This window comes from Embleya sp. NPDC001921 (assembly GCF_053594475.1).
In genome coordinates this window covers 51,445-76,607 of record NZ_JBSFEO010000050.1, presented here as the reverse complement: position 1 = coordinate 76,607, position 25,163 = coordinate 51,445, and the positions used below count along the sequence as shown (strand labels likewise).

General features: G+C 71.9%; 27 protein-coding genes and 1 tRNA gene. 19 read left to right on the top strand and 9 right to left on the bottom strand.

Annotation, left to right across the window (positions count from 1 at the left end):
• Window positions 1-41 precede the first annotated feature (41 nt).
• Entirely contained in the window at window positions 42-524 is a 483-nt protein-coding gene (locus ACWCPW_RS41365) for a MarR family winged helix-turn-helix transcriptional regulator (RefSeq protein WP_449766778.1), read from the top strand.
• A 502-nt stretch (window positions 525-1,026) separates the two neighbouring features.
• Here the strand turns inward: ACWCPW_RS41365 and ACWCPW_RS41360 are convergent.
• Entirely contained in the window at window positions 1,027-1,764 is a 738-nt protein-coding gene (locus tag ACWCPW_RS41360) for a phosphotransferase family protein (RefSeq protein ID WP_449766777.1), read from the bottom strand.
• 458 nt (window positions 1,765-2,222) lie between these two features.
• Complete coding sequence (locus ACWCPW_RS41355; protein ID WP_449766776.1) at window positions 2,223-2,900, bottom strand: TetR family transcriptional regulator; 678 nt, start codon at window positions 2,898-2,900, stop codon at window positions 2,223-2,225.
• 105 nt (window positions 2,901-3,005) lie between these two features.
• Between ACWCPW_RS41355 and ACWCPW_RS41350 the strand changes: the two genes are divergently transcribed.
• The 6 genes from ACWCPW_RS41350 (at window position 3,006) to ACWCPW_RS41325 (ending at window position 8,526) form a co-directional block, all read left to right on the top strand.
• Window positions 3,006-3,932, top strand: coding sequence for an SDR family oxidoreductase (locus tag ACWCPW_RS41350; RefSeq protein ID WP_449766775.1), 927 nt, complete (start codon window positions 3,006-3,008; stop codon window positions 3,930-3,932).
• A gap of 42 nt (window positions 3,933-3,974) precedes the next feature.
• Entirely contained in the window at window positions 3,975-4,646 is a 672-nt protein-coding gene (locus ACWCPW_RS41345; RefSeq protein WP_449766774.1) for an NAD(P)H-binding protein, read from the top strand.
• A gap of 264 nt (window positions 4,647-4,910) precedes the next feature.
• Entirely contained in the window at window positions 4,911-5,849 is a 939-nt protein-coding gene (locus tag ACWCPW_RS41340; protein WP_449766773.1) for an alpha/beta hydrolase, read from the top strand.
• Window positions 5,850-6,078: 229 nt separating this feature from the next.
• The gene (locus ACWCPW_RS41335) at window positions 6,079-6,621 is read left to right on the top strand and encodes a SigE family RNA polymerase sigma factor (RefSeq protein WP_449766772.1); all 543 of its coding nucleotides are present in this window, start codon (window positions 6,079-6,081) and stop codon (window positions 6,619-6,621) included.
• Window positions 6,608-7,492, top strand: coding sequence for a hypothetical protein (locus ACWCPW_RS41330; protein WP_449766771.1), 885 nt, complete (start codon window positions 6,608-6,610; stop codon window positions 7,490-7,492). The genes ACWCPW_RS41335 and ACWCPW_RS41330 overlap by 14 nt, the downstream gene beginning before the upstream one ends.
• 446 nt (window positions 7,493-7,938) lie before the next feature.
• Window positions 7,939-8,526, top strand: a complete 588-nt coding sequence (locus ACWCPW_RS41325) for a dihydrofolate reductase family protein (protein WP_449766770.1) — start codon at window positions 7,939-7,941, stop codon at window positions 8,524-8,526.
• A gap of 160 nt (window positions 8,527-8,686) precedes the next feature.
• On the opposite strand, the gene ACWCPW_RS41320 is transcribed toward ACWCPW_RS41325, so the two are convergent.
• The gene (locus tag ACWCPW_RS41320; RefSeq protein WP_449766769.1) at window positions 8,687-9,523 is read right to left on the bottom strand and encodes a helix-turn-helix domain-containing protein; all 837 of its coding nucleotides are present in this window, start codon (window positions 9,521-9,523) and stop codon (window positions 8,687-8,689) included.
• Window positions 9,524-9,635: 112 nt separating this feature from the next.
• On the opposite strand from ACWCPW_RS41320, the gene ACWCPW_RS41315 reads away from it, so the two are divergent.
• Window positions 9,636-10,232 (top strand): NADPH-dependent FMN reductase, encoded by a 597-nt coding sequence (locus ACWCPW_RS41315; protein ID WP_449766768.1) that lies wholly within the window; start codon window positions 9,636-9,638, stop codon window positions 10,230-10,232.
• Window positions 10,233-11,316: 1,084 nt separating this feature from the next.
• On the opposite strand, the gene ACWCPW_RS41310 is transcribed toward ACWCPW_RS41315, so the two are convergent.
• The 3 genes from ACWCPW_RS41310 to ACWCPW_RS41300 form a co-directional block, all read right to left on the bottom strand.
• The gene (locus tag ACWCPW_RS41310; RefSeq protein ID WP_449766767.1) at window positions 11,317-11,625 is read right to left on the bottom strand and encodes a chaplin; all 309 of its coding nucleotides are present in this window, start codon (window positions 11,623-11,625) and stop codon (window positions 11,317-11,319) included.
• Between the two features lie 201 nt (window positions 11,626-11,826).
• Window positions 11,827-12,450, bottom strand: a complete 624-nt coding sequence (locus ACWCPW_RS41305; protein ID WP_449766766.1) for a GPP34 family phosphoprotein — start codon at window positions 12,448-12,450, stop codon at window positions 11,827-11,829.
• A gap of 157 nt (window positions 12,451-12,607) precedes the next feature.
• Window positions 12,608-12,760, bottom strand: coding sequence for a hypothetical protein (locus tag ACWCPW_RS41300; RefSeq protein ID WP_449766793.1), 153 nt, complete (start codon window positions 12,758-12,760; stop codon window positions 12,608-12,610).
• On the opposite strand from ACWCPW_RS41300, the gene ACWCPW_RS41295 reads away from it, so the two are divergent.
• From ACWCPW_RS41295 to ACWCPW_RS41270, 6 genes are all read left to right on the top strand, one after another.
• Complete coding sequence (locus ACWCPW_RS41295; protein ID WP_449766792.1) at window positions 12,761-12,901, top strand: hypothetical protein; 141 nt, start codon at window positions 12,761-12,763, stop codon at window positions 12,899-12,901.
• 711 nt (window positions 12,902-13,612) lie between these two features.
• Window positions 13,613-14,464, top strand: a complete 852-nt coding sequence (locus ACWCPW_RS41290; protein ID WP_449766765.1) for an SDR family NAD(P)-dependent oxidoreductase — start codon at window positions 13,613-13,615, stop codon at window positions 14,462-14,464.
• A gap of 180 nt (window positions 14,465-14,644) precedes the next feature.
• Entirely contained in the window at window positions 14,645-15,964 is a 1,320-nt protein-coding gene (locus ACWCPW_RS41285) for a hypothetical protein (RefSeq protein ID WP_449766764.1), read from the top strand.
• A gap of 62 nt (window positions 15,965-16,026) precedes the next feature.
• Window positions 16,027-17,181: a NucA/NucB deoxyribonuclease domain-containing protein gene (locus ACWCPW_RS41280; RefSeq protein ID WP_449766763.1), complete on the top strand. Its 1,155-nt coding sequence runs from the start codon at window positions 16,027-16,029 to the stop codon at window positions 17,179-17,181.
• Between the two features lie 718 nt (window positions 17,182-17,899).
• Window positions 17,900-18,823 (top strand): RNA polymerase sigma factor SigJ, encoded by a 924-nt coding sequence (sigJ, locus tag ACWCPW_RS41275; protein ID WP_449766762.1) that lies wholly within the window; start codon window positions 17,900-17,902, stop codon window positions 18,821-18,823.
• Window positions 18,824-18,926: 103 nt separating this feature from the next.
• Entirely contained in the window at window positions 18,927-21,092 is a 2,166-nt protein-coding gene (locus tag ACWCPW_RS41270; RefSeq protein WP_449766761.1) for an MMPL family transporter, read from the top strand.
• Between the two features lie 42 nt (window positions 21,093-21,134).
• Here the strand turns inward: ACWCPW_RS41270 and ACWCPW_RS41265 are convergent, their stop codons facing one another.
• Window positions 21,135-21,590, bottom strand: a complete 456-nt coding sequence (locus tag ACWCPW_RS41265) for an alcohol dehydrogenase catalytic domain-containing protein (protein WP_449766791.1) — start codon at window positions 21,588-21,590, stop codon at window positions 21,135-21,137.
• A 356-nt stretch (window positions 21,591-21,946) separates the two neighbouring features.
• Here ACWCPW_RS41265 and ACWCPW_RS41260 point away from each other — a divergent pair, with 356 nt between their 5' ends.
• The 3 genes from ACWCPW_RS41260 to ACWCPW_RS41250 all read left to right on the top strand — a co-directional run bounded on the left by ACWCPW_RS41260 (window position 21,947) and on the right by ACWCPW_RS41250 (window position 23,319).
• On the top strand, window positions 21,947-22,198 hold the full coding sequence (locus ACWCPW_RS41260) for a DUF6400 family protein (RefSeq protein ID WP_449766760.1): 252 nt from the start codon (window positions 21,947-21,949) through the stop codon (window positions 22,196-22,198).
• Window positions 22,182-22,427, top strand: a complete 246-nt coding sequence (locus tag ACWCPW_RS41255) for a hypothetical protein (protein WP_449766759.1) — start codon at window positions 22,182-22,184, stop codon at window positions 22,425-22,427. The genes ACWCPW_RS41260 and ACWCPW_RS41255 overlap by 17 nt, the downstream gene beginning before the upstream one ends.
• 265 nt (window positions 22,428-22,692) lie before the next feature.
• A complete protein-coding gene (locus ACWCPW_RS41250; RefSeq protein WP_449766758.1) occupies window positions 22,693-23,319 on the top strand; it encodes an HD domain-containing protein in 627 nt (208 codons plus the stop codon).
• A gap of 23 nt (window positions 23,320-23,342) precedes the next feature.
• Here ACWCPW_RS41250 and ACWCPW_RS41245 read toward each other — a convergent pair whose 3' ends face one another.
• Both ACWCPW_RS41245 and ACWCPW_RS41240 read right to left on the bottom strand, forming a co-directional pair.
• A complete protein-coding gene (locus ACWCPW_RS41245; protein ID WP_449766757.1) occupies window positions 23,343-23,633 on the bottom strand; it encodes a hypothetical protein in 291 nt (96 codons plus the stop codon).
• A 316-nt stretch (window positions 23,634-23,949) separates the two neighbouring features.
• A complete protein-coding gene (locus ACWCPW_RS41240; RefSeq protein ID WP_449766756.1) occupies window positions 23,950-24,399 on the bottom strand; it encodes a nitroreductase family deazaflavin-dependent oxidoreductase in 450 nt (149 codons plus the stop codon).
• Between the two features lie 334 nt (window positions 24,400-24,733).
• On the opposite strand from ACWCPW_RS41240, the gene ACWCPW_RS41235 reads away from it, so the two are divergent.
• Both ACWCPW_RS41235 and ACWCPW_RS41230 read left to right on the top strand, forming a co-directional pair.
• Window positions 24,734-24,806 (top strand) — tRNA-Pro (locus ACWCPW_RS41235).
• A 50-nt stretch (window positions 24,807-24,856) separates the two neighbouring features.
• Window positions 24,857-25,153 (top strand): hypothetical protein, encoded by a 297-nt coding sequence (locus ACWCPW_RS41230; RefSeq protein ID WP_449766755.1) that lies wholly within the window; start codon window positions 24,857-24,859, stop codon window positions 25,151-25,153.
• The last annotated feature ends 10 nt before the right edge of the window (window positions 25,154-25,163 follow it).

Sequence of the window (25,163 nt, the reverse complement as noted above, 5' to 3'; positions counted from 1 at the left end):
AAGCAAAGCTATTGATGCGAACCTATGGAGCGTGCAGACGGATGTCAAGAGTCGATCGAGAACCCGACGCGTCCGGTCCGGGCGTCGACGAAGCGGTCCGGACGATGCTCCTGTTCATGCCGCGCATGATCGGGCGCGTGAAGCGCATCCCCATTCCCGCCGAACTGGAGGGGTACGCCCTGGCCCCCCGACACCTGTCACTGCTCGCCTACCTGCTCTTCGACGGACCGCTGCTGGTGAACGAACTCGCCGCCCGGCTGGAGGTCGCCCCCACGACCGCGAGCCTGATGGTCGGCGACCTCTGTCGCCAAGGGATCCTGCGCCGCGACCAGGACCCGAACGACCGTCGCCGAACGATCGTCTCCATCGGAACGGAACACCGTCCGGCGATCGACAACTGGCTGGGCCGGGGGGCGACCGCTTGGCGCAAGGCGCTCGAACCGCTGAGCGCGCCCGAACGACAACTGTTCATCGACACCTTGGCCGCCTACGACCGAGCCGTCGCCGCCGGCGAAGGTGACTGACGCCCGGGGGCGGTGGGTTGCGGTGTGGTGATGGTGCGGGCCGGGTTGTTGCCGGCCGGGGTGTTGCGGGCCGGGGCGGAAGGTGCGGGGTTCGGCTTCGGCCCGCGGGGGGGGAACCGTTCGCCGGTTTCCATTCGGACGTCGCCCCGCAGAAACGAGATCCGGCGCATTTCCGGCGGGTGCGACGAAGGACGCGAGCGGCATCGTTTCGAATCCGGAGGAACTGTGACTGCGGCGATCGTGGTCAACCCGGCCGACCCCGGGGACATCGTCGCCGTCCCCAAGCACGGCCTCGGCCGCGGCTTCGACGGCGTCGATGTCGACGACCACACGATCATCGACACCTTCGACTTCCACCTCGCCAAGAACCACCTGCCCACAGGCAACTCGGCGAAGCCCTCCGCACACTGCTGTGAATCGAGCGGCCGGCCGATCCGGAAACCGGGCGGCGAGCCGCCGAAGCCCCTTGGGGACTACGCGTGGCCGTCCGCTTGGCGCAGCCTCACAGCCGGGATCTCAGTACGTCGACCTCGCAGCCCGGCGCGGACGGGTCGAAGCCGTGCTCGACCAGCCGGCGCACCGCCACCAGGCTCCGTAACGACCACCACGCGCGGATCACGTCGAGGTCGACGTCGGTGCCGTAGCCGGCGACGACGTCGCCGAGGTGCTCCCGGTGTCCGAGCGTCAGGGTGGCGAGGTCGTAGAGGGCATCACCCCGGCCCGCCTCGGACCAGTCGATGACGCCGGTGATCTCGTCACCGTCGACGAACACGTGGGCGACTTGCAGGTCGCCGTGCGTGAACACCGGTGTCCAGGGCCGGAGCGCGGCCTCGGCAATCCGGCGGTTGCGTGTGACCAGGTCGGCGGGAAGGACGCCGTTCGCGAGGAGCCACTCGCACTCGCGGTCGAGGTGCGATGCGATCTCCTCGAGGCTGCGACCGGGCCATGGCGGAAGCGGCGCGTCGTGGAGCATCCGTACGGCGGCACCCGCCGCGGCCCACGCCGCGGACGGCGCGGTCGACGGCTCGCCGAGACGGCCGAGCGCCGTGCCCGGGAGTGCGGCGAGCGCGAGCACGGGCGGTTTCCGCCACAGGACTTCCGGAGTCGGGATCGGTGCCACGGCCATCGCCTCGACCTCGACGTCGGCGCGCGTCTGATCCGCGTCGATCTTCAGGAACACGCCGCCGACGCGCAGGGTCGCGCACTCGTGATGGGCGACGACAACCTCGACTTCGTCCATGTCGCCCATTGTCGCGGGACGACCGCCGCCACTTCGACCGGATTTGCGACGCGGACGATCCCCCCGCCCCGCTCCGCCCCGCTCCGCCCCGCTCCGCCCCGCTCCGCCCCGCTCCGCTCCGCCCCGCTCCGCCCCGCTCCGCCCCGCCCCGCTCCGCTCCGCCCCGACGCGACGCGACCTAATCGGACCCGATCCGACCCGACCGTCGGCACCGCGGTGGCGTCGGCCGGGGATTCACACTCGGATCACCGCGAACGCCACCGCCATACCCGAGAGTTCGCGGTCAATCGTCAACCGCGGCGTCGGAAGGGCACACGCTGGACCAACCAGCCAGGGCTGACGGCGCGCGGTCGGACGAATCGGGCGGGGGGCCTCGCAGGTTGTGCTCGCGCTGTGTGCTGGAAGCCGGCCGGCGTCGGGCGGGCGCGTGGGGTGGTGGCTCAGCGTGGGGTGGTGGTTCAGCGCGCTGCGCGGACCAGCAGGCCGGCGAGGAGTACTTCGAGGAGTTCGCGCAGGGTCGAGCCGAAGTCCAGGCGCAGCGCCGCAAGTTCGGGGTCCGCCTCGTAGGCGGCGAGCATCGCCGCCGACGGCTGGGCGTGCGTCCACACCGCGCCGGTGACCATGACGGCGGCGGCCACGAACCGAAACGCCGCCGGCTGGGCGAGTTCGGGGAGGTGGCGGCGGATGAGCCCGACCATGATGTCGACGTTGGCCAGCGCGGCGTGCTTGTACCCGGCGGCGATCTGCGGGGAGACGTTGCGTTCCAGGACGGCGGCCTGGGCGCCGAGCAGGTCGCACAACACCGGTTGCTCCGCCAGGGAGGCCGCGATCGTGGCGGCCACCCGGTCGGCGCGCTCGGTCGTCGGCGCGTCGGCGTCCACCGCGTCCGCGAGGGCGACGTCGAGCCGCTCCAGCCAGGCGCGCAGGGCGACGTCGAGGAGTTCCAGCAGAACCGCCTCGCGCGACTCGAAGTAGCGCAGCACGTTCGACTTCGCGAGCCCGACGCGGCGACTGAGCTCGTTGAGGCTGAGCTGGGCCACCGGCATCTCGGTCAGCATCGCCGCCGCGACGTCCAGGATCGCCCGTCGGCGGATCTCCCGCTGTTCTTCGTTGCGCGCACGCTGGAACGTCGTCATGCGCCGAATTCTACAGACCCCCGGTCTGTTGTTAAGAGACCGGAGGTCTGCTAACTTGAAATCACAACAGACCGACAGTCTCTTATGATCCTTCAAGGAGCCCCCATGTACGACGTCCCCGACCAGACCGGCAGGTTCGCCGTCGTCACCGGCGCCAACAGCGGCACCGGCCTGGAGACGGCCAAGCGCCTCGCCGCCGCCGGCGCCCGCGTCGTGATGGCCGTCCGCACCGTCGCCAAGGGCGAGGCGGCGCGCGCCGAGATCCTGGGCGTACACCCCGGCGCGAACCTCGAGGTCCGCCGGATCGACCTGGCCGACCTGGCCTCGGTCCGGGACTTCGCGAACGGGATCGTCGCCGACGGCACGCCCCTCGACCTCCTGGTCAACAATGCCGGGGTGATGGCGCCACCCGCCCGAATGACCACCGCCGACGGCTTCGAGTTGCAGTTCGGCAGCAACTTCCTGGGCCCGTTCGCACTCACCGTCCGCCTGCTGCCCGCGCTGCTCGCCGCCGCCGCGCCCCGGGTGGCGACCATGAGCAGCGGCACGGCCAACTACGGCCGCATCCACTTCGACGATCTCCAGTGGGAGAACGGTCGCTACCGCACTCACCTCGCGTACGCCCAGTCCAAGCTCGCCGACCTCGTCCTGGCCCGACACCTCGCCGACCTCGCGGCCGAGCGCGGTTGGCCGCTGACGAGCACCGCGGCCCACCCGGGCTTCACGCGCACGAACCTGCAGACGGCGGGGGCGAGCCTGGGACGCGACACGCCCAAGCGCTCCCTGTTCGCCGCGCTCGACTTCCTGCCCTCCCAGGGCGTCGAACAGGGCGCCGAACCACTGCTGTACGCCGCGACCAGCCCCGACGCCGAAGCCGGCCACTACTACGGCCCGAGCAAGCGCCTCGGCCTCGTGGGCCCCACCGGACCTGCCAAGATCACCAAGCGGGCCCGCGACACCGCGACCAACGCCCGCCTGTGGGCCGAGGCCGAACGCCTCACCGGCGCGCGGCTCCCCGCGTACGCCGGCTGACCCTCCCTCGATCGACCACCCCCTCACCCAGGAGAGATCCCTGTGCACGTGCTCCTCTTCGGCGCCACCGGCATGGTCGGCCAAGGCGTCCTGCGCGAATGCCTGCGCGACGACCGCGTCACCCGCGTGACCGCGGTCGTCCGGGCACCGCTCGGCACGGCCGACCCCAAGCTCCGCGAGATCGTGCACGCGGACTTCACGGACTTCTCGGCGCTCGCCCCCGAGTTCGAAGCCGTGGACGCGTGCTTCTTCTGCCTCGGGATCTCGTCCGTGGGCAAACGCGAGGACGAATACCGCCGGATCACCCACGACTACACCCTCGCCGCGGCCCGAGCCCTACCCGCAAACCCGGCGCTCACCTTCGTCTACGTCTCCGGCGAAGGCACCGACAGCACCGAACGCGGCCGCTCGATGTGGGCCCGCGTCAAAGGCCGCACCGAGAACGAACTGCTCGCGATGCCGTTCCGCGCGTACATGTTCCGCCCCGGCTTCATCCACGCGTCGCACGGCGAGATGTCCCGGACCCCGACCTATCGCAGGCTCTACGTGGTGATCTCCCGGCTGTACCCGCTGCTGCGCCGGGTGGCCCCCAAGTACGTGACCACCACCGAGAACCTGGGTCGCGCGATGCTCGCCGTCGTGGGACGCAACGGTACGGGCGAGCGCATCCTGCGCAGCCCGGACATCAACCAGGCGGCAGCCGGCGGGAGTTGAGCGCCCCGCCGGGCCCCGGTGCGCCGCCACGCCCTCGATCCGGGAACCGGCACGGCGGGCACGATCCGTACCAGGACCGACCACGGCCCGCAGGCGATGATCGTCTCCGCCATGAGCGGCGAGGCGCGGGCGCGCGCGGGGACACCACTGCGCGCGACGCCGTACCTCGATGCCCGTGTCGGAGGACGGACGCATCCGACCCCCTGTCGCCGGACGCGCCTGGAATAGCGTGGGAACAAGATCTCGAGTGACCGGGAGGGCGCCGTGCGCTTCGCGTTGGGCAACTTGTTCGCCGACATACCGACGGAGCAGCTCGATGAAGCTCGGAGCTTCTACGGTTCGAGGACGGCCGGTCGTGGCCCCGGCAGCGCGGAGGAGTTGAGGGAAGCGCGTGCGCGGAGGTCCGCGCCTGCCCCGGCCGATCCACCGGCAGTCGAAGAGATGGCCGAAGCATCGGGAGCGCGCGTCCCGGTGCGGATCTTCACCCCGTCCGACGAGCGAGCGCGAGGCGTCTACCTGGACATCCACGGAGGCGGCTTCTACATGGACTCCGCAGCACGAGGAGACCTGCGCAACCGTCGGCTCGCGGAAGCCCTCCACCTCGCGGTCGTCAGTGTCGACTATCGCCTGGCGCCCGAGCATCCGTGGCCGGCCGCGCCCGACGACTGCATGGCGGCGGCACTTTGGCTCGTGGAACACGCGCGGGAGCGCTTCGGCACGACCCGGCTGCTGATCGGCGGGAGTTCGGCGGGAGCGACACTCGCACTGGCGACCCTGCTGCGACTGAGGGACAGCGGGGTCGCCGACGAATTCGTGGGAGCCGTACTCCAGTTCGGCACCTACGACCTGAGCGCACAGACGCCGGCCGGACGTCGGATCGCGGACGAGTACTTCATCCGGGCCTACGCGGGCCACGTCGCGGACCGCACGCTTCCGGACATCTCTCCCCTCTACGGCGACCTGCGCGATCTTCCCCCGGCGCTCCTGGTCGTCGGAAGTGCGGATGTGCTGTTGGAAGACAACCTCGCGATGGCCGGTCGACTCTCCGCCGCCGGGAATCGCGTCGAACTCCGGGTCTATCCGGAGGCCCCGCACGGCTTCACCGGGCACCCCACCGCAATGGCTCGAACGGCGCTCGACGGCGTGGAGACCTGGTTGCTCGACCGCATCGCCCAACCGCGACGGACCATGCCGGCGCCGTGATCGTGTAGCCGAGCGACCGCTCCCACCGCCACGGCGACCCGGAACGGCAGCACGTCGGGTACGCGTACGGAAGGTGCGGACGCTCCCGGGGAGTTGCGGCGGGACGACGGCGCAGGGAGAGGCGTCCGGGTGCGCGTTCGGGTCGGCCGATCACCGAAGAGGTTCGCACTTTCCGCGCTCAGGCAACCTCGCGTCCCAAGTCCTTGTTTCTATGGGTGAGGGGGTGTGTATGAGGCCAGACGACGCCGCGGCGTTCCGCGAGTTCGTCCAGTCCCGATGGGGGCGACTCGTGCGGATCGCGTACTTGATGACCGGAGACCACGGGGAGGCCGAGGATCTCGCCCAAACGGCCCTTGCCCGGGTGGGCGCCTCGTGGGCGCGGGTGCGGGCGGTCGAGCAGCCGGATTCGTACGTGCGCCGGGTCCTCGTCAACTGCAATATCAACCGGTACCGCCGGCTGCGCCCGGTGGCCTTGTTCGGCATGCGCACGCCCGATGTGCCGGGTCCCGATCCGACCCGCCAGGTCGACCAGCGCGATGCGTTGATGCGTGCCCTGGCCGAACTGCCCCCGCGCCAGCGCGCCGTGGTCGTGCTGCGTTTCTGGGACGACATGTCGGAAGCGGACGTGGCGGTGGTCCTCGGCTGCTCGGTCGGGACCGTCAAGAGCCAGACGTCCAAAGGTCTCGCGAAGCTGCGCCGCGACCCCGCCCTGGCGGCGGACGCCCGGTACGCGGAGGCCCCGTTGGAGAGGACAACCCATGAAAGTGCGTGACGAAACGGCCTGGATCCGGGCCGGACTCGACGAGCAGGTGGCGGACTTCAACGCATCGCCGGCTCCGATCGAGAGCATCGACCGCGAGCGCCGTCGGATCCGCAGGCGCCGTACGGGACTGGTGGTCACCGTGACATCGGCGGTCGCGGCGATCGCGGCGGTCTGCACGGTCGCCATGGTCGAGGGGAGCCCCCGGGACGAGGCGGATCGCCAGGGCTTGGCCGCCTCCGGCACCCCCGGCGCGTCGGTGGAGCCCACCCCCACGGTGCCGACGCGCCGGGGTGAGCTGCCCATGACGGACCGGCGGGCGCAAGACGCGGAGGTCGCCCGGCGCACCGAGGGCGCCATCGCCGTGATCATCGAAGCCCTCGACCCGGTGAACGCCCACGTTCGGTTCATCGCGCCGGGATACGGAGGCGACAGCAACGGCTTCACCCATGCCCGCTACGACGGCGCGTGGCGGGACGACGGCCAGATGGGGAACCTGGCCGTCACCTTCTACTCGCCCAAGTTGGCGGTCGGCAACGAACTGCGGGCCGGGCAAGGCCCCAGGAGCCCGCTGGACAACCCCGCGGACCTGTGCGGCACGCTCCCTCACCCCGAAGGGCTCGACGCGAACCGGTGGAACGAGTGCACCCGGGAGACGCTGCCCGACGGCCGCGTCATCAGCGTCGGCCGCGGCACCTCCACCGACCCCGAGGCGGTCACCGCCACCGTCACCCGAACGGACGGCAGCAAGGTCAGCATCTCCGTGACCGTGCACGGCTACCGCCAGACCACCCCACCGATCGAAGGCACCCCCCTGACCACGATCCCCGTCACCCAGGCACAGCTGAAGCAGCTGGTGGAGGACCCTCGCATCAAGTGGTGACCCCCGCCCGGGTGCGGAGGACGGCCCCACCCCCAGGCCGCGGAGTCGAGCGCCGGGCAAGGTCGCGGGAGCACGATCGACCGCCTCGGCTCGAACACCCGGACTTGGCGCCGTGGGTCCTCTTCGGTGGGTCGATGGCGGTCGACAGGTCACCCAAGTCGGGTTCGGAGTCCTGGCGCGACCCGCCGAGGTCGCGCCGCCTTCGAGTCCTTTCGGGAGTGGCCGCCCGGACCGCGCCGGGGCGACTGCCGTTCGAAGCCGATTCGTTGCCCGATGTGCGGTCTCGCGAGCAGGAGCGCGTGCCGCCGACCGGCCCACACCGAGTGCCGCCAGGGGTACGTACGGCCTGCGCCGATGTCGCCGCCTGCGTTCCGCACCGGCCACCCGACAGTCGTCGGCCGGACTACGATCCAGATTCAAGCCTGCTGAATCCTTGGAGAAGACGCATGGGTGATGTGAGCACCGGCACCGAGACCGACACCGGCACCAGCGCCAACAAAGTGGTCGTGAACAGGGCGATGTCGTTGGACGGCTTCATCGCCGGTCCCGACCACGCGATGGACTGGATCTTCGGGTACCTGTCCGACGACATGTTCCCGGAGGTCATGGCGGCCACGGGAGCCATGCTTGTCGGGCGGGGCACGTACGACGTCGCCAAGGGCATGTCCGACGAGCACACCGCCTACGACGGCGGACCACAGTTCGTCCTGACCCACAAACCTCCCACCGAGCCGGACCCCGCCGTCACGTTCCTCACCTGTGACATCGAGGAGGCCGTCGCGACGGCCCGCAGTGCCGCGGGCGGCGGGAACCTGGAGATCCTCGGTGCCGACGTCGCCGCCCAGTGCCTGCAGCGCGGACTCGTCGACGAGCTCCTGGTGTACGTCCTGCCGGTCCTGCTCGGCGACGGTGTCCGCTTCTCACCCCCGGGCCTCGGCAGGATCGACCTGGAACCCTTCAGCACCATCAGGTCGGGCGCCGTGACGATGCTCCGCTTCCGCGTCCGCAAGGAGGCGACCGATTCCGGGAGTTGACACCGACATCCGCGGCCGGCGTTCACCGCCCGCCGTCAGGGCGGCGGAAGTGCCTCACCGGACGACCGCGCCGTGTTCATCGCCGTCGTCTGCGTCGTGGTTCACCCGGATGGGCCCGTGAGGGGCGCGTTTCTCGCGCCGGGGCGGGCCGGACGCGCTGCTACGAGACGACCCGGAGCCGACCGCTCGGCCCGGGGCGGAGCTTGTCGAGAGCCTGTGCCGTGGCTTCGTCCGCAGGTAGCAGGACCACCAGTTGTTGTGCGTCCGAGGGCAGTTCGAGGGTCTCCCGGAGCAACCGCAAGGTGCGGCCCGCAGGGTGGTTGAGCCGGAGGGGGCCGCGTTGCGGCACCACGTGCCCGTAGAGGCGGCGGGTGAAGTCCGGGCCCGCCACGGGAGCGAGTTCTGCGGCGAGCCACTCGGTGTTCTCGATGCTCGGCCCGAGCCACAGGTCGAAGGCCTGCTCGTCCGCGACGTCGTCCCAGTCCGCGAAGAACTCGCGAGCGCGCGCGTCGGTGAAGACGTAGCGGGTGAGGTTCGGTGCCTCGGCGTCGAGGAGTCCCGTTCCGTCGGCCACCGCCGCGAAGCCGTCGGTGTGGGCGAGGATGTCGCCGAGCCGGTTCGTCACCAGTGCGATGCCCGGTTCGAGCAGACGCAGCGTCTCCAGGACGGACGGTCGTACCGCTCGGCTCGGCGGCGCGGGCCGGGCGTGCGAGGGGCACGCACCTCCGGTGATCTTCCTGAGGTAGCGCAGGTGGTCGCGCTCCGACGGATCCAGGCTCAGCGCGTCGGCGAGCGCGTGCACGATCGGCGTGGAGGGATTGCGGTCCCGGCCCTGTTCGATGCGGGTCAGGTATTCCACGCTGATGCCCGCGCGCGCGGCGAGGTCCGAGCGGCGCAGCCCCGGTGCGCGGCGGCGTCCGTGATCCGGCAGTCCCAGCGATTCCGGCTGGATGCTGTCCCGCTTCGCGCGGATGAAGTCCCCCAACGGCGTACCCATGAGGTGAGCCTATGACGGGGCCGGCGGGGTGTGGAGGGCTCAGGCCGGCCCTGCGGGGGCCGGCCTGAGCGCGGTCTGGTTGCGGCCTCGGCTCCACGTGATCGTGGTGGACATGGAGAACACCGAGCACAAGTTGCTGATCATCGTCGGAAGCGTTCGAGACGGAAGGTTCGGCCCGGTGGTGGCCTCGTGGGTGGCCGAACAGGCCGCCACCCACGGCGGCTTCGATGTGGACGTCGTCGATCTGGCAGACATCGACATCCCGCTGGCGCTGCCCGCCGCGTCCCCGAAGTACGCGGGCGACGACTACCCCCGCCCGGCCGGGATGGCGGCGTTGACGTCGGCGCTGGAGGGCGCCGACGCGTTCATCGTGGTGACACCCGAGTACAACCACAGCTACCCCGCGTCCTTGAAGGCGGCCATCGACTGGCACTTCACGCAGTGGACGGCCAAGCCCGTCGCCTTCGTCAGCTACGGCGGCGCGGCCGGCGGGCGACACGCGGTCCTGCACCTGGAGAACGTGTTGACCGAGTTGCACGCGGTGACCGTCCGCGACGGCCTCGCCTTCCCGAACTACTTCACCGCGTGGCAGGACGGCCGGCCGCTCGACGCCGACGCGCCGGGGTACGCCAAGACGCTCCTCGACCAGCTTTCCTGGTGGGCGGGCGCCCTGCGAACCGCACGCGAGGCCGCTCCGTACCCGGCGTGAGCGCGGCGGCCATGCGGTGCGTGCCGCCCGGGCGCACCGATCCGCCGGTCGGCCCGCTCGCGCTCGGCCGCATGGGGTCCGCGAGCCCGGCGCCCGGGGTCGACCCGCGGGCCACGGGCGATCGGGCCGCCCGCGACGATCCCCGAGGCGCGGCGGGCCGTACCGGCGCGGCGGGCCGTACCGGCGCGGCGGGCCCGGGCCGGGGTCGGCCGGCGGGGTTCGGCGACGCTCGGCCTCTTTGACATCGGTCTCGGCGGGGCGGCCCGGTGCGGCCCCGCCGAGCCGCTGTGCCTTGCCCGCGATGCCCTGCCGATCGGTCAGGCATCGTATGGTCATCTCGCCGTTGAGGACGGCCGATTCCGGGATGGCCGCGACCGCCGCCGCGCCGAGCGGGTCGGGCTCGCCGGCCAGGTGCCCGCGTGCCGCCGCGACCAGTGCCGGATCCGAATGGCGGTGCGCGAGCGCCTCCTCGATCTCGTCCGCGTACGGGAAGCACAGCTCCTTCTCGCCAGGTTCCGCCGGCTTCGGCATTCGGCCGGGCAGGCCGCCTCGCCGGGGATGCACGTGCCTGTTCCAGGATTTAGGTATGTCGATGGCGTTTTCGTCGGGAGGCGACGCGGCTTGCTCGTTCATGCCGAGGCGCTGTAGCCGGCACGAAGGACACTCGCGCGGCCGAAGACGCGCGTCGGACCCGTCGGCGGCTTCGTCCGGCCGGACCCGGTCGCCGTGCGCATCGTTCCCGTCCGGAACCCGCTGAGACCGGCGTGGATGTCCGCCCGAAGCCGCACCGGTCGGCGCCACGGCAACCGGATGAACTCCCGCGCGTCGGCGGCGTCGGCGGCGTCGGCGCAAGGGGACGTCTCCTGCGGTGACCTTCACGCCGCGTGGCCCGGTCGCTGTCCGAGTGATGAGCCGCCCTACGCGGTGGCGAGTCGGCCCTTCGGGTGCGAGCGCCGCCGGCACCGCCGGCCGGTGGTCGTGCGGAACGGGGTCGGGCGTGCCGAGACCCCCGCGGGATGCAGGCGCGGGGGTCTCGGTGTGTCGGACGTGGAGGAACGTCCGGGGAAGGATGCCCTCGGAGGGGTCAGCCCCGGTGGCCGCCGTGCTGAGGCGCCTGGTGCTCGCCGTGCGTCTCGTGCTTGTCGTCGTCCCCGTCGACGTTGAGGCAGGTGTTGCCGATGGCGGGGTTGAGGATGCCGACGATGTTCACGGTGTTGCCGCACAGGTTGATCGGCACGTGGATCGGGACCTGGAGGTTGTTGCCGGAGGCCACGCCGGGGGAGTTGACGGCGGCGCCGTCCGCGTCGGCCTCGGCGTGGGCGGCACCCGCGCCTGCCATCAGGACGGCTGCGGTGCCGGCCATGACCATGGTGACCTTCTTGAACGATCCCACGAACACTCCCTCTTCGCTGTGGCGCCGGTCCGTCCCGACGCCCCTGCCCCGATCAACGACTCACACGCCCAAAGGCTTCGGCCCCGGCGACCGTTCACCCGAACGCCACACACCAGGCACGCTCGCGCCGAATTCCCACACACCGCGACGGCCCCGTCGACATCACCGATCGCCCTCGCGTGGTGGTATGCGGCCATCGCTTCAGGGCGCACGCCAGACGTTGTCGTAGGCGGCTTGTTCGATCGCGCGTTGTTGGCGGACGGCTTCGAGTTCGGTCGCCGCGTCCTCGACCGCGGCGAGGACGGTGCCGACCGGGCCGCCCACGGAATTCGACGGTGCTTCCGGGTCCTTGCCGACGGCGCCCGCCGCGGTGGCCAGCGCCATGAGTACCGGATCGTGCGCCGTTCGGCGGTCCCGCGCGCTTCGGTGCTCGGCCGAATCGACCGCGACGACCTTCCCGGCCCCCAGCGGGAAACGGCGGTGCTGCCGCGTGAGCCGGCCGTCCGCGGCGAGGGCCGCCGCGTAGGCGGCGGCCAGGTCGCGGCCGCGGCGCCACAGCCAGTCCTCGACGGACTCGTACGGCCGGTTCCGACGCAACGCCCCGGCTGCCCCGGCGAGCAGCGGATCCTCGAACGGCAGGGGGCCGCCCGGGGTGAGGACGTCGGGGCCCGGGACGATCAGGTCGCCGTCCAGGGTGACGGTATCGGTGGCCAGTAGGTCGACGAGTTCGGCGCCGGCGAGCGCGAGCGAGAGTTCGCCCTGCTCGACCGCGTCGTTCGCCGACTCGTCCATGGCGGTGAACATCAGGTCCCGGGCGGTCGTCATGCGATGCCTCCACGTCGCGCGCGTAGGGAAGGCGTCGAACGGCGAACCGACGCTTCCTCCGCCTACGAGCCTAAGGAGCCCGGACGAATGCCGCACGGGTACGGCAAGGGACGTGAATCGTGGTGGTGATCCCGACGGTGAACGCTCACTCCCGCTCTCAGGCCCAGATATCCATCCGCACGAAGCCGGTGCTGCGTCCCTCGGGATCCAGCAAGTGGCCCATCCGCTTGGCGTTGGCCAGGGTCAACCACCGGTCCTCGCGCTTGCCGTCTACACGACCGGCTCCGCCCACGCCACGGGCGAGGGCCACCTGAAGGGCCGCCTCGCCCCGGGTATGCTCGCGGACTTCACCGTCCTGGGCGAGGACCTGCTGTCCGTCGCACCCGAACACATCGCGGACATCCCGATCCTGTCGACGTGGGTCGGCGCCCGGCAGGTGTGGGGCGCGTAGGGCGTGTCTTCGATCCCCCGCCGAGTTCCACGACGCCCGGCACCGCATCCGCCCTGCGGGCTCCTCGCTGCGCTCACGCCGCGGAGCCCGACGGGGGATCGAAGACACGCCCCAGGGCCCGACCGTGCCCGGACCCGGAGCACAGACCGGTTCGCGCGCCGGAGTCCGGGCCGAACGGCAGGACGGAGAAGAAGACCATGGCACGCACGGTGCCGCCGTTTCGGCAGCGGCCCACACAGCCCTGCCTCGGCGCGATGGCCGCGGCGAAGGCGCCACCGGGCCGGCCCGGCGCCCCTCGGACCGCACGCACAGTCGTGGCATCGCCACCACGACGCGCGGGCCCGCGGACAGTCGGAAGGCATCCGGAGGCGAACCGGGTGCTCCGGCGGATCCCCTTTCTCGGGGACGGCCGCCCCGGGCGGCGGTCCCTCGTGTCGGGGGCGCGGCCGGGGGTGGTTGCCGCCGGGTCGGGTGTGGCGTTGGGTTCGGGCGTCGGAAGTGCCGGGGGCTTTCACGGGTGTCGGATTTGACGGGGTCGGAAGACTGGGAGAGAGGGTCTTCACACAGCATCAGGGCGGTCCGCCGGCCGAATCGGGTCGGACACCCGAGCCTCGATCATCGCGGGCCCGCACGTCGAGGTCTCGGCTTCCCGGGCGTGGCACGCGCGGGGCGAGGGCGGCCGGCGCGGGTCGCCCGGACGGGAAGCGCGGAATGCGGGAACGTATGGGACGGGTCGGTGTGGTCACCGGGGCGGCCGGCGGGATCGGTTACGGCATCGCGCAGGCGCTCGCGGGCGAGGGCATGCGAGTGGTGCTTGCCGACCGGGACGCGGCGAGGCTCGAGGAAGCCGCCGCAGGGCCGGCGGCGGACGGCGCCGAAGTGTTGGCGGTGCCCACCGACGTGCGGGACGCGGCGGCCGTCCGGGCCCTCGCGGACGCCGCGCCGACCGGGTTCGGACGGGTCGACGTCGTCTGCAACAACGCCGGGGTGTGGACGCTGAACAGGCAGTGGGAGACCGAACTCGTCGACTGGCAGTGGGTCGTGGACGTCAACCTGTGGGGCGTCGTGCACGGCGTACGAACGTTCGTTCCGCTGCTGCTCGCGCAACCGGAAGGCGGGCACATCGTGAACACCGCGTCGATGGGCGGCCTGGTCGGCGGCGCGATGACCGGACCCTACGGCGCCACGAAACACGCCATCGTGGGCCTGACCAAGGGACTTCGCGCCGAACTCGCCGGAACCGCGGTCGGGGTGTCGCTGCTGTGTCCGGGCAAGGTCCGGTCCGAGATGCTCGACCGGGTGAACGCCCGCCCCGCCGCGGACGCCGGCGACGAGGTTCCCGGCGACGGCGGGCCGACTTCGGCCGCCCGAAACGTGATCGACGCGATGCGCAAGTCACAGGCGGGGGCGATGAGCGCCCGGGAGGCCGGCGAACAGGTCGCCGAGGCGATCCGTGAGGACAGGTTCTGGGTGTTGCCGGGTGCCGATGCCCACGTCCCTTTGCTGCAGGCGGAGTTCGACGAGCTGATCGGCGCGTTCGGAACGATGCCGGTCGACGGGTGAACCCGGACTGGGCACGCGGCCGAAGCCGCGGAAGGGCCACGTGGGTGGGGAAGCCCCCCGCCGCGCAGCGCCGTTCGGGTGGATTCCGATCCGATCCGCATTTCCAGACCGTTGGTTGGGTCATGGTGGGGTCGACGGCCCGTTGTAGGCCGCCGGTTCGAAGCGTGAAAGGGGACCCGGATGGAGCCTGGAGGAAGCCGCCTCGTCGCCCTCGCTGCCGCGGTGGCGGCGGCGGTGGCGGTGGCGGTGGCCACTCTCGCGCCGGGCCCGGCGGCAGCGCAACCACCACCGCAGTCCGCACGCGTGGCGGCGCAGTCGGTGTGTGCGGACGAGCCGCGGGACGCGGTGGCGCAGGTGTGTGCGGATCCGGCGGAGAACATGTACGGCGTCTTTCTGACGTTCGTGCACCGCCCGGTGGCGTACGGTGCGGGTTCGGATCCGGCGGGGGAGGCGTACAACAGCACCCGGATGTTCACCGGGGACGATCTCGGTCGCTCGTTCGAGATGGGGCTGCGCGCCCGCAACGACGCGGGCGGCACGCGCTATCAGCCGTTCTGGGCCAACTACGGCGAGAACTACGAGTTCCACGCGATCGGCCCCGAACACAACGTCGCGGACAACCGCTTCCACAGCTGGATGGCCGTCCCCTCCTGTGACGGCTGCGCCGCCTGGCGCGTGCATTACGACTTCAACCCGGTGGGGGAGACCTCCGGGCAGGGGGCGCCGTTCGCCCGGCACACCGTCACCGGCTGGGACCTGCCCGCCGAATACGCGCAGAGCTCGTTCCCGCAGACACAGGACCGGATCCGCTACCTCAACGGCAACGGCCAGTTCCTGCGCCACCCCACCGCGCACCTGAGCGTCCGTGCCCCCGCCGGGAACTGCGAACCCGGCGCCGACCCCGCCTACTGCTTCCGCTTCACCACGACACTGAACACCACCGGCGACCACCTCGTCTCCTGGGACGTGGCCAAGGACGTCGTCACCCCCACCCCACGCACCACCACCCGCAGCGCGCACCCCGCACCGCCCGAGGCCGGTTCGCCGGTGCCCACCGTCGCGACGCTCAACGGCGTCGACCAACGCGCGCTGCACACCTGCGCGAACACCGAGCCCGACACCTGCCTGGACCGCGTCCCCGGCCTGCGCGCCTGCGTCGACGCCGGCCTGCCCTGCAACGCCACCCCCGAACCCGCGACCGACGAAGCCACCCGATCCGACCGCGCGATCGACACCGCCGACCAGGCCCTGACCGCCACCGCCCGGCTGCGCCCGGGCGCGGACCCCGACACCCGCGCCCACGCCGCGACCCTCCCACCCGGCACGACCCAGGGCCCGGGCGCGGCGGGGCAGCGCCCCGTGTGGGTGGTGACCTCGAACACCGGCCGCATGCGCGCGTTCACCGGCGACCGACGCGAACACACCGGCTACCGCCTCACCTTCGACGCCCGTACCGGCGGTCTCGTCCACGCCTGCCTCGGCCCCGGCTGCACCCCATGACGCACACCGCACCGCACCCACCCCACCCCCGCCTCCACGACCGCGAACCCCGGAGGTCACGCGTGACACCACCACGCCCGCAGCCGCGCCGCCCTGCGCTGCGCCGAGTCCTGGTCCCGGTGGTCGCGGCCCTGCTCACCCTCGCCGCCGCGCCCGCCGACACCACGCCCTCCGCCGGCGCCGGCCCCGCCGGGATCGGCCCGGCGGCGCGGGCGGCACTGGCGGCGGACTTGCGCCAGGAGTGCGCCCGGCACCCCGCCGAGGCGGCATCGCCCACGGGGTGGGTGAAGAGCCGATTCGAGGTGTGTGTGCATCGGCGGCGGGAGGTGGTGTTGGTGACGAAGGACCGGCCGCCGAAGCGGCTGGGCACGATGTGGTTCGACGAGTGGCAACTCGGCTTCGCCTACGACGGCGACCGCCGGGTGGACTTCGTCTCCAGCCTGGAGAACATCCAGGCCTCGACCGTGCCCGGCCAGGACGCCCGCACGTGGCCGATCCGCGTCACCTACAGCGCCACCGTCTCCGACGGCGGCGGCGCCGACATCCTCCGCCCCGCCGACCAGGACCGCACCGACCTGTGGGGCGCGTGGGACGCCCGCCCCCAGACCGTCCTCACCTACACCTCGCCCGACGGCGCGGTCACCACACCGTTCAAGAGGCTGTTCGCCACGATGCTGGTGCGCTTCGAGGTCACCGGCCCACCCGGCGCCGACCCCTACGTCGACGAACGCGGCGCCGTCTTCCGGGTGCGGTTCGACTCCGCCGGACGTGTCGCGGGCAAGGCTCGCGGCACCGTCTTCCCCGACCACAAACCCACGTTCGCCGTCAGCCTGGGCAACCCGGACGAGGACGAGAGCGCCCGCCACATCGACGACGCCCTGCGCCACCCGGCCAAGACGTTCCCCCCGACCGTCGGCAAGAACGTCCCCGCCGAACTCCATCGCCTGATCGACCCGGCCCTCCAGGAACAGAACCGCGCGGCATCCGGCAAGGTGTGCACCGAGGTGTGGGGGGACTGGGCCGGGCAGCGTCTGGACTGCGACGAGTACCCGTTCGCCGCCACCAAGGAGGGCGCCTCGCTCAGCGGCGGGCACTTCTCCGCCCGCCTGATCGACCGCGACGACAACCAGCGCGTGGGCAGCCGCCTGGGCAGCACCTTCTACGGCGAACACCGCATGCTCGACGGCGACGCCTTCCTCGTCACCGTCATCCCCTGACCGGGCCCGACCCGCACGAGGGCGTGCGGCCCTTCCGCGCGGTCGAAACCCCTGCGAGACCGGACCACGCGACAAGGTCGTCGCCGACTCGGAGGCGCCTGGCGGCCTGGCCGCCTCGTCGCCGACCCGACCGTGCGGCAGGCTCACGTCACCCCGGTTCCGCACCCATGGGTCGGCCGGGAAGTTGTCGAAGGTGGTGCCGGCCCGGCTGTGGGGTCTGCCGAACACAGCGCGGGTCAGAAGCACATCGCCGGCTCGGTGTGCGCGCGGCACCAGGGTGTCGGTCGTCGCCTCCGAAGCCGATGTCACACTCCTTGGAGCTGCGTCGTCTGGAGGGCATGAGAATCGTAGTTGCCAGGGGAAACGGGCGGCCGGGGCGCCGCATGATCGGCGAACCGCGTCCGCGTCCGCGTGGCGGTGGCGCGCGGGTGCCGGGCCGAGGATCACCGCAAGGTCGTCCGATCCCGACGCGAACCGTCGCGGCGCCGGAGCCGGTCGGGGTCGTCGCCGACGTCACCGACACCGCCCACGCACGCGACCCGGCGCGACGCGGACGCGGACGTGGGAGCAGCGGGCGGTGGCCGGCGGCGATGCCGGTACCGCCGACCGATGCGTTCGACCCGACCGCGCGTTCGAGACGACCGGCCGCCACCGAGCATTCGGACGCCGCACGCGGTACCGGCTCGCCGGCGACGCGGTCGACGGTGGAGCCGCCGGCATGAGCGCGCGGTTCGGGGACGGACAGGGGGCGGGGTACTCGGCCGGCGAGGACACGCTCGCGCTCGAATTCGAGGCGCAGCGCCCTCGGTTGTTGCGGGTGGCGTACATGACGCTCGGGTCGATGACCGAGGCCGAGGACTGTGTCCAGGAGGCCTGGTTCCGGCTGCGCGGCATCGCGGACCCGGCAGCGATCCGCGACTTGGGCGCGTGGCTGACCACCACGGTCGGCCGGCTGGCCCTGGACGCGCTCGGCAGCGCTCGCGCGCGGCGGGAGCGGTACGTCGGGACGTGGTTGCCGGAACCGTTGGTCGCGCCGCCCGAGGCGCTCGATCCCGCGGACCGCGTCACCCTCGACGAGTCGGTGAGCATGGCGTTGCTGGTGGTCCTGGAGCAGCTTTCCCCCGCACAGCGCACCGCGTTCCTGCTGCACGACGTCTTCGGGCTGCCCTTCGACGAAATCGCGGACGTGGTCGGCCGTACCCCGGCCGCGGTGCGCCAACTCGCCTCGCGCGCTCGTCGGGACGTGGCGACCGCCGGACCGCGCTTTCCGCCCACGGCGGCCGAACAGCGGGAGTTGGTGGCCGCGTTCCTGGCCGCGTGTCAGGAGGGCGACCTGGCGGGGCTGGTGTCCCTGCTCGACCCCGACGTGGTGTGCCGAGGCGACGGCGGCGGCGTGGTCACGGCTCTGCGCCACGCCGTGCACGGAGCCGAGGAGGTGGCCAGGCTGCTGCTCGACTTCACCCGGCATCCGCTGGAGGAGGTGCGGCTCACCGATGTCAACGGCTCGCCCGGCCTGTTGCTGCGCGGCATGGACGGCGTGCTCTCGGTGGCCGCCTTCACCGTGGACGCGGGACGGATCACGGCCGTCGACGTGGTTCGCAACCCGCACAAACTGACGTCCGTTCCACCGCCGCCGGACTGATCCCCGAAACGACCCCCCAGCACAGACCGACCCCACCGCTCGCCCCGTGGGCTGCTTTCGCACGCCCGGAGAGCCGGAGAGACCGGGAGAGACCGCAGAGATCATGACCATCACCGAAAAGACAACAGAAGTACCGCCCGGGGACGGTGTGTTCGCCCGGATAGCCGGCCTGGCCTTTCGTCGCAGGCGCCTCGCGCTCGTGGTGTGGCTCGCCGTGCTCGTCGGAGTCTGGGGCGCCGCCTCGTTCGTGGGTGAGGACTACCGCCAGGACTTCTCCCTCTCGGGCACCGACTCGCAACGCGCGGCCGACCTGCTCGCGGCGCACGGTTCCGAGCAGGCGGGCGAGACCGTACAGATCGTGTTGCGCGACGAGCGCGGCCTGCGCGCCCCGGCGACCGCCGAGCGGGTCCGCGGCATGCTCGCCAAGGTAGCCGAACTCCCGCATGTCGCCGCCGTGTTCAGTCTCTACGACGACCCCGCGTCGATTGCCCCGGACGGCAGGACCGGGTACGCGACGGTGGTCCTGAGCACGCCATCGGACCGGGTGACCAAAGCCGACGGCGAGCGCGTCGACGACGTCGTGCGGCAAGTCGCGGGAGATGGGCTCCGGGTCGAACTCGGCGGGGGAGCAGCACGGTTGATGGGTCAGGGGCAGGGTGGTGCGGCCGAAGGGGTGGGCCTCCTGGCGGCGCTGGTGGTCCTGGTGCTGATGTTCGGTACGGTCATCGCCGCCGGATTGCCCATCGTGACCGCGCTGTTCGCGGTCGGATCCACCCTGGGCGTGATCATCCTGGCGTCGCGGCTGTTCACGATCGCCGACTACACGCCGTACGTGATGATGCTCGTCGGGCTGGGCGTCGGCATCGACTACGCGTTGTTGATCTTCGTCCGCTACCGCGCCGAACTGGTGCGCGGCGTCGCGCCGGAGCCCGCCACCAAGGCGGCGCTCGAAGCCGCGGGTCGGACCGTGTTCTTCGCCGGCTGCACGGTCATCCTGGCCCTGCTGGGGCTGGTCGCCCTGGGCCTGGGGTCGTTGCAGGGCATGGCGTTGTGCGTGGCGTTGACGGTCTTGGTGACCATGCTCGCGGCGCTCACCCTGCTGCCCGCCCTGCTCGGTGTGTTCGGGGAGCGCTTCGCGCGGCAGTTCACGGCACGGGCGGCCGGACGCGCCGGGCGTGGCCGCAGGCCCGAGGGCACGATGTGGCGCGCGATCGCGAACGCGGTCCAGCGCCGGCCGGTGTTGGCCCTCCTGGTCGGCGTGCTCGGGCTCGGCGCACTCGCCGCGCCGGCGCTGACCTTGCGACTGGGGTTCGCCGACGCGGGCAACGACGCGCCGGACACCACGAGCCGCCGCGCCTACGACCTGCTGGCGCAGGGGTTCGGTCCCGGTTTCAACGGTCCGTTGATCGTCGTGGTGGACGGCGGGAACGCCGGTGCGGAGCAGGCCGGTGCGACCGCGCGCCGGGTGCTGGGCGAGACCCCGGGGGTGCGGGCGGCGGGAGGACCGACGGTCACCCGCGACGGCGCGGTCGCCACCGTGATCGTGTATCCGGTGTCGGCGCCGCAGGACGAGCGGACCTCGGAACTGGTCTCGGCGCTGCGAGAGGACGTGCTGCCGGGCCTGTCCACGCAGACGGGGGCGCGGTACCTGGTGGGTGGAGCCACCGCCGTGACCGAGGACTACGCCGACAAGGTGGCCCGACGGATGCCGCTGTTCGTCGCGATCGTGGTCGGCCTGTCGGTGCTGTTGCTGACGGTGGTGTTCCGTTCGGTGTTGATCCCGATCAAGGCGGCGCTGCTGAACCTGCTGAGCATCGGGGCCGCCCTGGGGGCCATCGCGTTGGTGTTCCAACATGGCATGTTCGGCATCGAACCCGGTCCGGTCGAGGCATACATCCCGGTGACCATCTTCGCGATCGTGTTCGGGTTGTCGATGGACTACGAGATCTTTCTGGTCTCGCGCATCCGCGAGGAGTGGACCCGGACCCGGGACAGCGCGTTCGCGGTCCGGGAGGGTCTCGCCCACACCGGCTCGGTGATCACGGCGGCCGGGGCCATCATGGTCGCCGTCTTCGGCGCCTTCATGCTCAGCCCGGAGCGGATGCTCCAGCAGATCGGGTTCGGCATGGCGGTGGCCATCTTCGTGGACGCGGTGGTCATCCGGTGCCTTGTCGTACCGGCGATGATGCAACTCCTCGGCCGCTGGGCTTGGTGGATGCCGGCGTGGCTGGATCGGCTGCTCCCGCGCGTGGAGGTGGAGCGCGGCTGACGGTCGAGGCGGTGTACCCCGGCGGAGCCGCTCCGCCGGGGGCTACACCGGGACGAGGCGGTGGATCGTCAGCCGCGGCCCCGCCGCCGGCGTGGAGTAGCCGGGGGCTCCGGCGGTGTTCGCCCTCTCACGTGATCCGGATGATGTGCTTGCCGCGGACGCCACCGGCTTCCACGGCCCGGTGGGCGTCGGCGATCCGGTCGAGGGAGTGGACAGGTCCACGACGGGGACGAGGTCGCCCTGCTCCGCGTAGCGGGTGATCTCGGTCATGACGGCCTTTTCGCGCAGGGCGGTCACCGCCGTGGCCCCGCCGGCGAGCGGGGAGACGGCCTGCTCCGGGGTGAGGTTCTCCGGAGCGGGGGCGATATGGCGGGGGCGCACGGCGACGTACTCGGCCATGCTGCCCGTCTTGCGCCCCAGCAGTCCCCACACCCGGTCGCCCGCACGCACTCCGGTGACCGACGAACCGACTTCGGCGACCTCCCCGGCGAAGTCGATTCCGCTCGTCCTGGGGAAGGCGCGGCCGGCTACCAGGCGGATTTTTCCACGCGGGGAGGCGGCGCCCGAGACGCCCGGTCCCCGGTGTCACCGCCGCCGCGCCCGCGGCCTGCTCGGTGCACCCTGCGGGGCGAACCGTGAGATACGTCATAGTGCCGTGGGCGGTACGTGCCCGTCGGTCGGGGCCCGGTGCCGGCAACGGCCCACCCTTGTCGGCCGATCCGATCATGCCCCGTCGATGGGCGGGGCGGAGCGATGCCCAGGGTCGTCCCGAGGCGACTCGGGCCGCCCTTCCCCGCGGCGGCGGGCGCCTGGTACAGATGGACTGGTTCCCCCAACACTTCGGAAGTTTCGCCATGAACCAGGACATAACAGACGGTCTCGTCTCCTTCACGATCGACCTGACCTTCGAGGAAGCCCGGCGGCGGGCAGAGGTCGTGGCCGCGCTCGGGCCCGACTGGGACCCGGTGGCCGCCCTCCGAAGCGAGGACGAGGCGTATGCCCTCCTCTACTCGGGCCTGGACGCCGAGCAGCAGCGCACCCATGACCTGCTGGTGGCGGCCGGTGTCCTGCCGGGGGAGGAGCCGGGCCGTGCGGCTGCCCATTGATCCACAGGCGGACCTCGCCCGTCGCGCCTGGGTGTCCTGCCCCGTCTGCGACGACGCCCGCCATTGCGCGACCTGCGCCGACCGCCGCAACTGCGGCGAGCACTGGCGCTACCTGATCTCCAACAGCGGGCCGGTCGTCAACCTGCAGTGCCCCCGATGCACGCACACGTGGTCACTGGACACCCGGCCCGGCGTCACCCGCTCCGGTGACAACACCCCCTGCTTCTGACGAGTCGGGGCGGACGTCGGGAAACCCGTCGTCGTGTGTGCCCCGCGGAGTTCGACACGCGTGCCCGCGGCGGGTCGGGTCCCCACGTGGTAGCCGCCGGGCAGGAGCGACTCGCTGTCGTACCGGTCGTCCCTGTCGGAAGGCGCCCTCCTCGAACCAGCCTGTTCCCGCAAGCCAGGTTCCCAGCCACGCTGCCAGGCCGCGGGTGCGTTGGTAGCGTTGGCCGTTCGGTGCAGGCCGGCGAATACGGGGGCGAGTGGTGACCATGGTGCTCGAGAGGTTCGAGGCGAAGGCCGGTTGGCCGGTTCTGCGGGAGGGGTGGGCGAGCCGCCTTTCCCCGGGGGATCCGGAACTTCTCGACGCGGCGGTCGACTTCGCGGTGCGTTGGCACGCGGGTCAGGTCCGGCCGGCGGGCGAGCCGTACGTCGAGCACTTGTTGGAGGTCGTGCGCGTTCTCGTGGAGGCGCTGGGTATCGTCGATGTCGACGTCCTGCGGGCGGCGGTCCTGCACGACGTGGTGGAGGACACCGCGTGTTCGCCGGAGGCGGTGAGGATCGGTTTCGGCGACCGGGTCGCGGAGTTGGTCGAGTGGGTGACCAAGCCGGAGCCGGCCGAGGGGGAGTCCCCGGCCGAGGCCAGGGAGGCCTATCTGAGCCGTTTGCGGGACGCGCCGGCGGACGCGATCGTGGTGAAACTGGCGGATCGCCTGAGCAACGTCCAGCGTCTGGACTCGCATCCCCGACCCGAGAAACGGGGCTCGTACTACCGTGAGACGGCGCGGGCCATCGTCCCTCTCGCCCAGGGGCACCCGTGGTTTCGCCAGTGGTACGCGACCTGGCTCGAGACCTTCGCCCATCTGGCCGACGACGCTCCCCACGGGCGATCCGGCTGACGCGGTGCCGGGCGTGCGCGTGGCTACCGGGCGGGTCGAGCGTCGACCAGGGAGGCGATCGCGGATGTCACCTCGTCCAGTTCCGTGACCGTCGCCTCGGGAAGTTCGTCGAGTTCACCGCTGTCGAGCGCGACCGCGTAGATGGATTCCAGCGTTCCGGCGAGCGGACGCAGGGCGTCGCGTACCGGTCCGGGATCCAGTGATTCCACGGTGTACTCGACGTCCTCGACCAGCCGACGCAGGGAGATCCTTCCTTCGCGGAAGTCGGTCACGCCTTCGCGGATGTAACCCAATCGCGCCTGATGTGTCGCCACTTCACCGTTCTCCGTTCTCGTCGCCAACCCGCAGGACGATAGGGGTTGAGTGGCGCGACCGGGAGTTGCTCCACGGAATTCGGATGAACCTCGCGTTTCGCGGCCACGGCGTGGGGCGCCGGGCCCGGAATCGGACCCGACAGGTTCACGTGGTCATGGTGGGCGGCAGGCGGGTTTCGACGCCGGATGCCCGCCGATTCCCACGACCAGGGCGATTCGCCGGCCGCGCGCGCCGTGGCCACCCGGCCACGGTGAACACGTTCCCGGAGCGCGGCGCCGACCCCGATCGCGCCCACGACCGGGACAAAGCCTCTCTTCAGGAGCCGTGCGGATCGCCCGCGCGGCGCAACCGGACCACCGGGATCTCGCGCCGGGTCTTGTTCTGGTAGCCCGCGTACGGCGCGAACACCTCGACCAGACGCGGCCACACCCGCGCCTTGTCCGCGGGGGTCAGCGTCTCGGCGGTGGCGGCGAACCGCTCGGTCGCCACCCGCAGGCGGACTCGCGGTTCGGCCGTCAGGTTCAGGTACCACAGCGGGTGGTGGTCCGAGCCGCCGAGCGAGGCCACGATCAGGTAGTCCTCGCCGTCGCGCCCGTAGATCAGCACGGTGCGGCGCCAGACGCCGCTCCTGCGGCCCAGCGTGTCCAGGAGCAGGCAGGGCGCGCCCTGGATCGTGACGCCCTTGGTGCCGCCGGATTCCTCGTAGAGCCGGGCCTGGTCGGCAACCCACTTGCGGGGACTGGTCGTTGCGTCGAGTTCGGGCATCGGCGCCTCCTCCGTCGTACAGCGGCGAGCAACGCGATTATGGTCGCACGCCGGTGCGTCGGGTCCCGCCCGGTCGGCACCGACGACCTCACCCGGGTCTCGACGACTGCCCGGCGGAGCAGTTGGCTCGGAGCCGCTTGCCGGTTGCCGCTCGCCGGTTGCCGCTTGTCGCTTGCCGCTGCGGTCGGCTCCTGTCCGCGCACCGCATCGACCGGGGCGTTTGGGACGCGCGGCGAAGCGTGGCCGCCGCGCGCCGTGCGGATAACCCCGTTGCCCCGCCCGCGGCTCGGGCCCAGTGTCGTCCTGAGTCGGCGGGCACTTCGCCGGCGCACCACAACGTGTAGCTCAGTCAGAAGAGCACCGGGCTTGGGACTCGGAGGGCGCGGGGGCGGGGCCCGCCACGTTGGCGAACGCGGCAACGGCGGGTTGGGGCGCGTACCGCACGGTGTGCCGTCTGGTGCAGCAGATCGCCGGGAACCCGCGGTCGCTCGGCACCGTCAAGGACGCCGCGTACGCGTGGCGGCAGGCGCTGTTCTTCCTGTCCCTGTGCGGGGTGGAGGACCAGTTCGCGGTGATCGCGTGGATGACGGAGGAGACGGCACGGCGGCCGGAGCACACCGGGCGCCGCCTCGCGCCGGTCCTGGCCGGGCTGCGGCATGTGTTCACGGGCGGCAGCCTGGACGATCCGGCGGTGCCGAACGTCCGACGGTTCCTCGGCCGGACCACGGACGGACACTGGATCCGCGACGCGTGACGGGCGGGCA

Coding starts and splice junctions, on each gene's coding strand:
- ACWCPW_RS41365 (WP_449766778.1), top strand. CDS start 42: ATGTCAAGAGTCGATCGAGAACCCGACGCGTCCGGTCCGGGCGTCGAC.
- ACWCPW_RS41240 (WP_449766756.1), bottom strand. CDS start 24,399: ATGCCCGAACTCGACGCAACGACCAGTCCCCGCAAGTGGGTTGCCGAC.
- ACWCPW_RS41350 (WP_449766775.1), top strand. CDS start 3,006: ATGTACGACGTCCCCGACCAGACCGGCAGGTTCGCCGTCGTCACCGGC.
- ACWCPW_RS41325 (WP_449766770.1), top strand. CDS start 7,939: ATGGGTGATGTGAGCACCGGCACCGAGACCGACACCGGCACCAGCGCC.
- ACWCPW_RS41320 (WP_449766769.1), bottom strand. CDS start 9,523: ATGGGTACGCCGTTGGGGGACTTCATCCGCGCGAAGCGGGACAGCATC.
- ACWCPW_RS41335 (WP_449766772.1), top strand. CDS start 6,079: ATGAGGCCAGACGACGCCGCGGCGTTCCGCGAGTTCGTCCAGTCCCGA.
- ACWCPW_RS41330 (WP_449766771.1), top strand. CDS start 6,608: ATGAAAGTGCGTGACGAAACGGCCTGGATCCGGGCCGGACTCGACGAG.
- ACWCPW_RS41355 (WP_449766776.1), bottom strand. CDS start 2,900: ATGACGACGTTCCAGCGTGCGCGCAACGAAGAACAGCGGGAGATCCGC.
- ACWCPW_RS41260 (WP_449766760.1), top strand. CDS start 21,947: ATGAACCAGGACATAACAGACGGTCTCGTCTCCTTCACGATCGACCTG.
- ACWCPW_RS41250 (WP_449766758.1), top strand. CDS start 22,693: ATGGTGCTCGAGAGGTTCGAGGCGAAGGCCGGTTGGCCGGTTCTGCGG.
- ACWCPW_RS41360 (WP_449766777.1), bottom strand. CDS start 1,764: ATGGACGAAGTCGAGGTTGTCGTCGCCCATCACGAGTGCGCGACCCTG.
- ACWCPW_RS41285 (WP_449766764.1), top strand. CDS start 14,645: ATGGAGCCTGGAGGAAGCCGCCTCGTCGCCCTCGCTGCCGCGGTGGCG.
- ACWCPW_RS41290 (WP_449766765.1), top strand. CDS start 13,613: ATGCGGGAACGTATGGGACGGGTCGGTGTGGTCACCGGGGCGGCCGGC.
- sigJ (WP_449766762.1), top strand. CDS start 17,900: ATGAGCGCGCGGTTCGGGGACGGACAGGGGGCGGGGTACTCGGCCGGC.
- ACWCPW_RS41305 (WP_449766766.1), bottom strand. CDS start 12,450: ATGACGACCGCCCGGGACCTGATGTTCACCGCCATGGACGAGTCGGCG.
- ACWCPW_RS41315 (WP_449766768.1), top strand. CDS start 9,636: ATGGAGAACACCGAGCACAAGTTGCTGATCATCGTCGGAAGCGTTCGA.
- ACWCPW_RS41270 (WP_449766761.1), top strand. CDS start 18,927: ATGACCATCACCGAAAAGACAACAGAAGTACCGCCCGGGGACGGTGTG.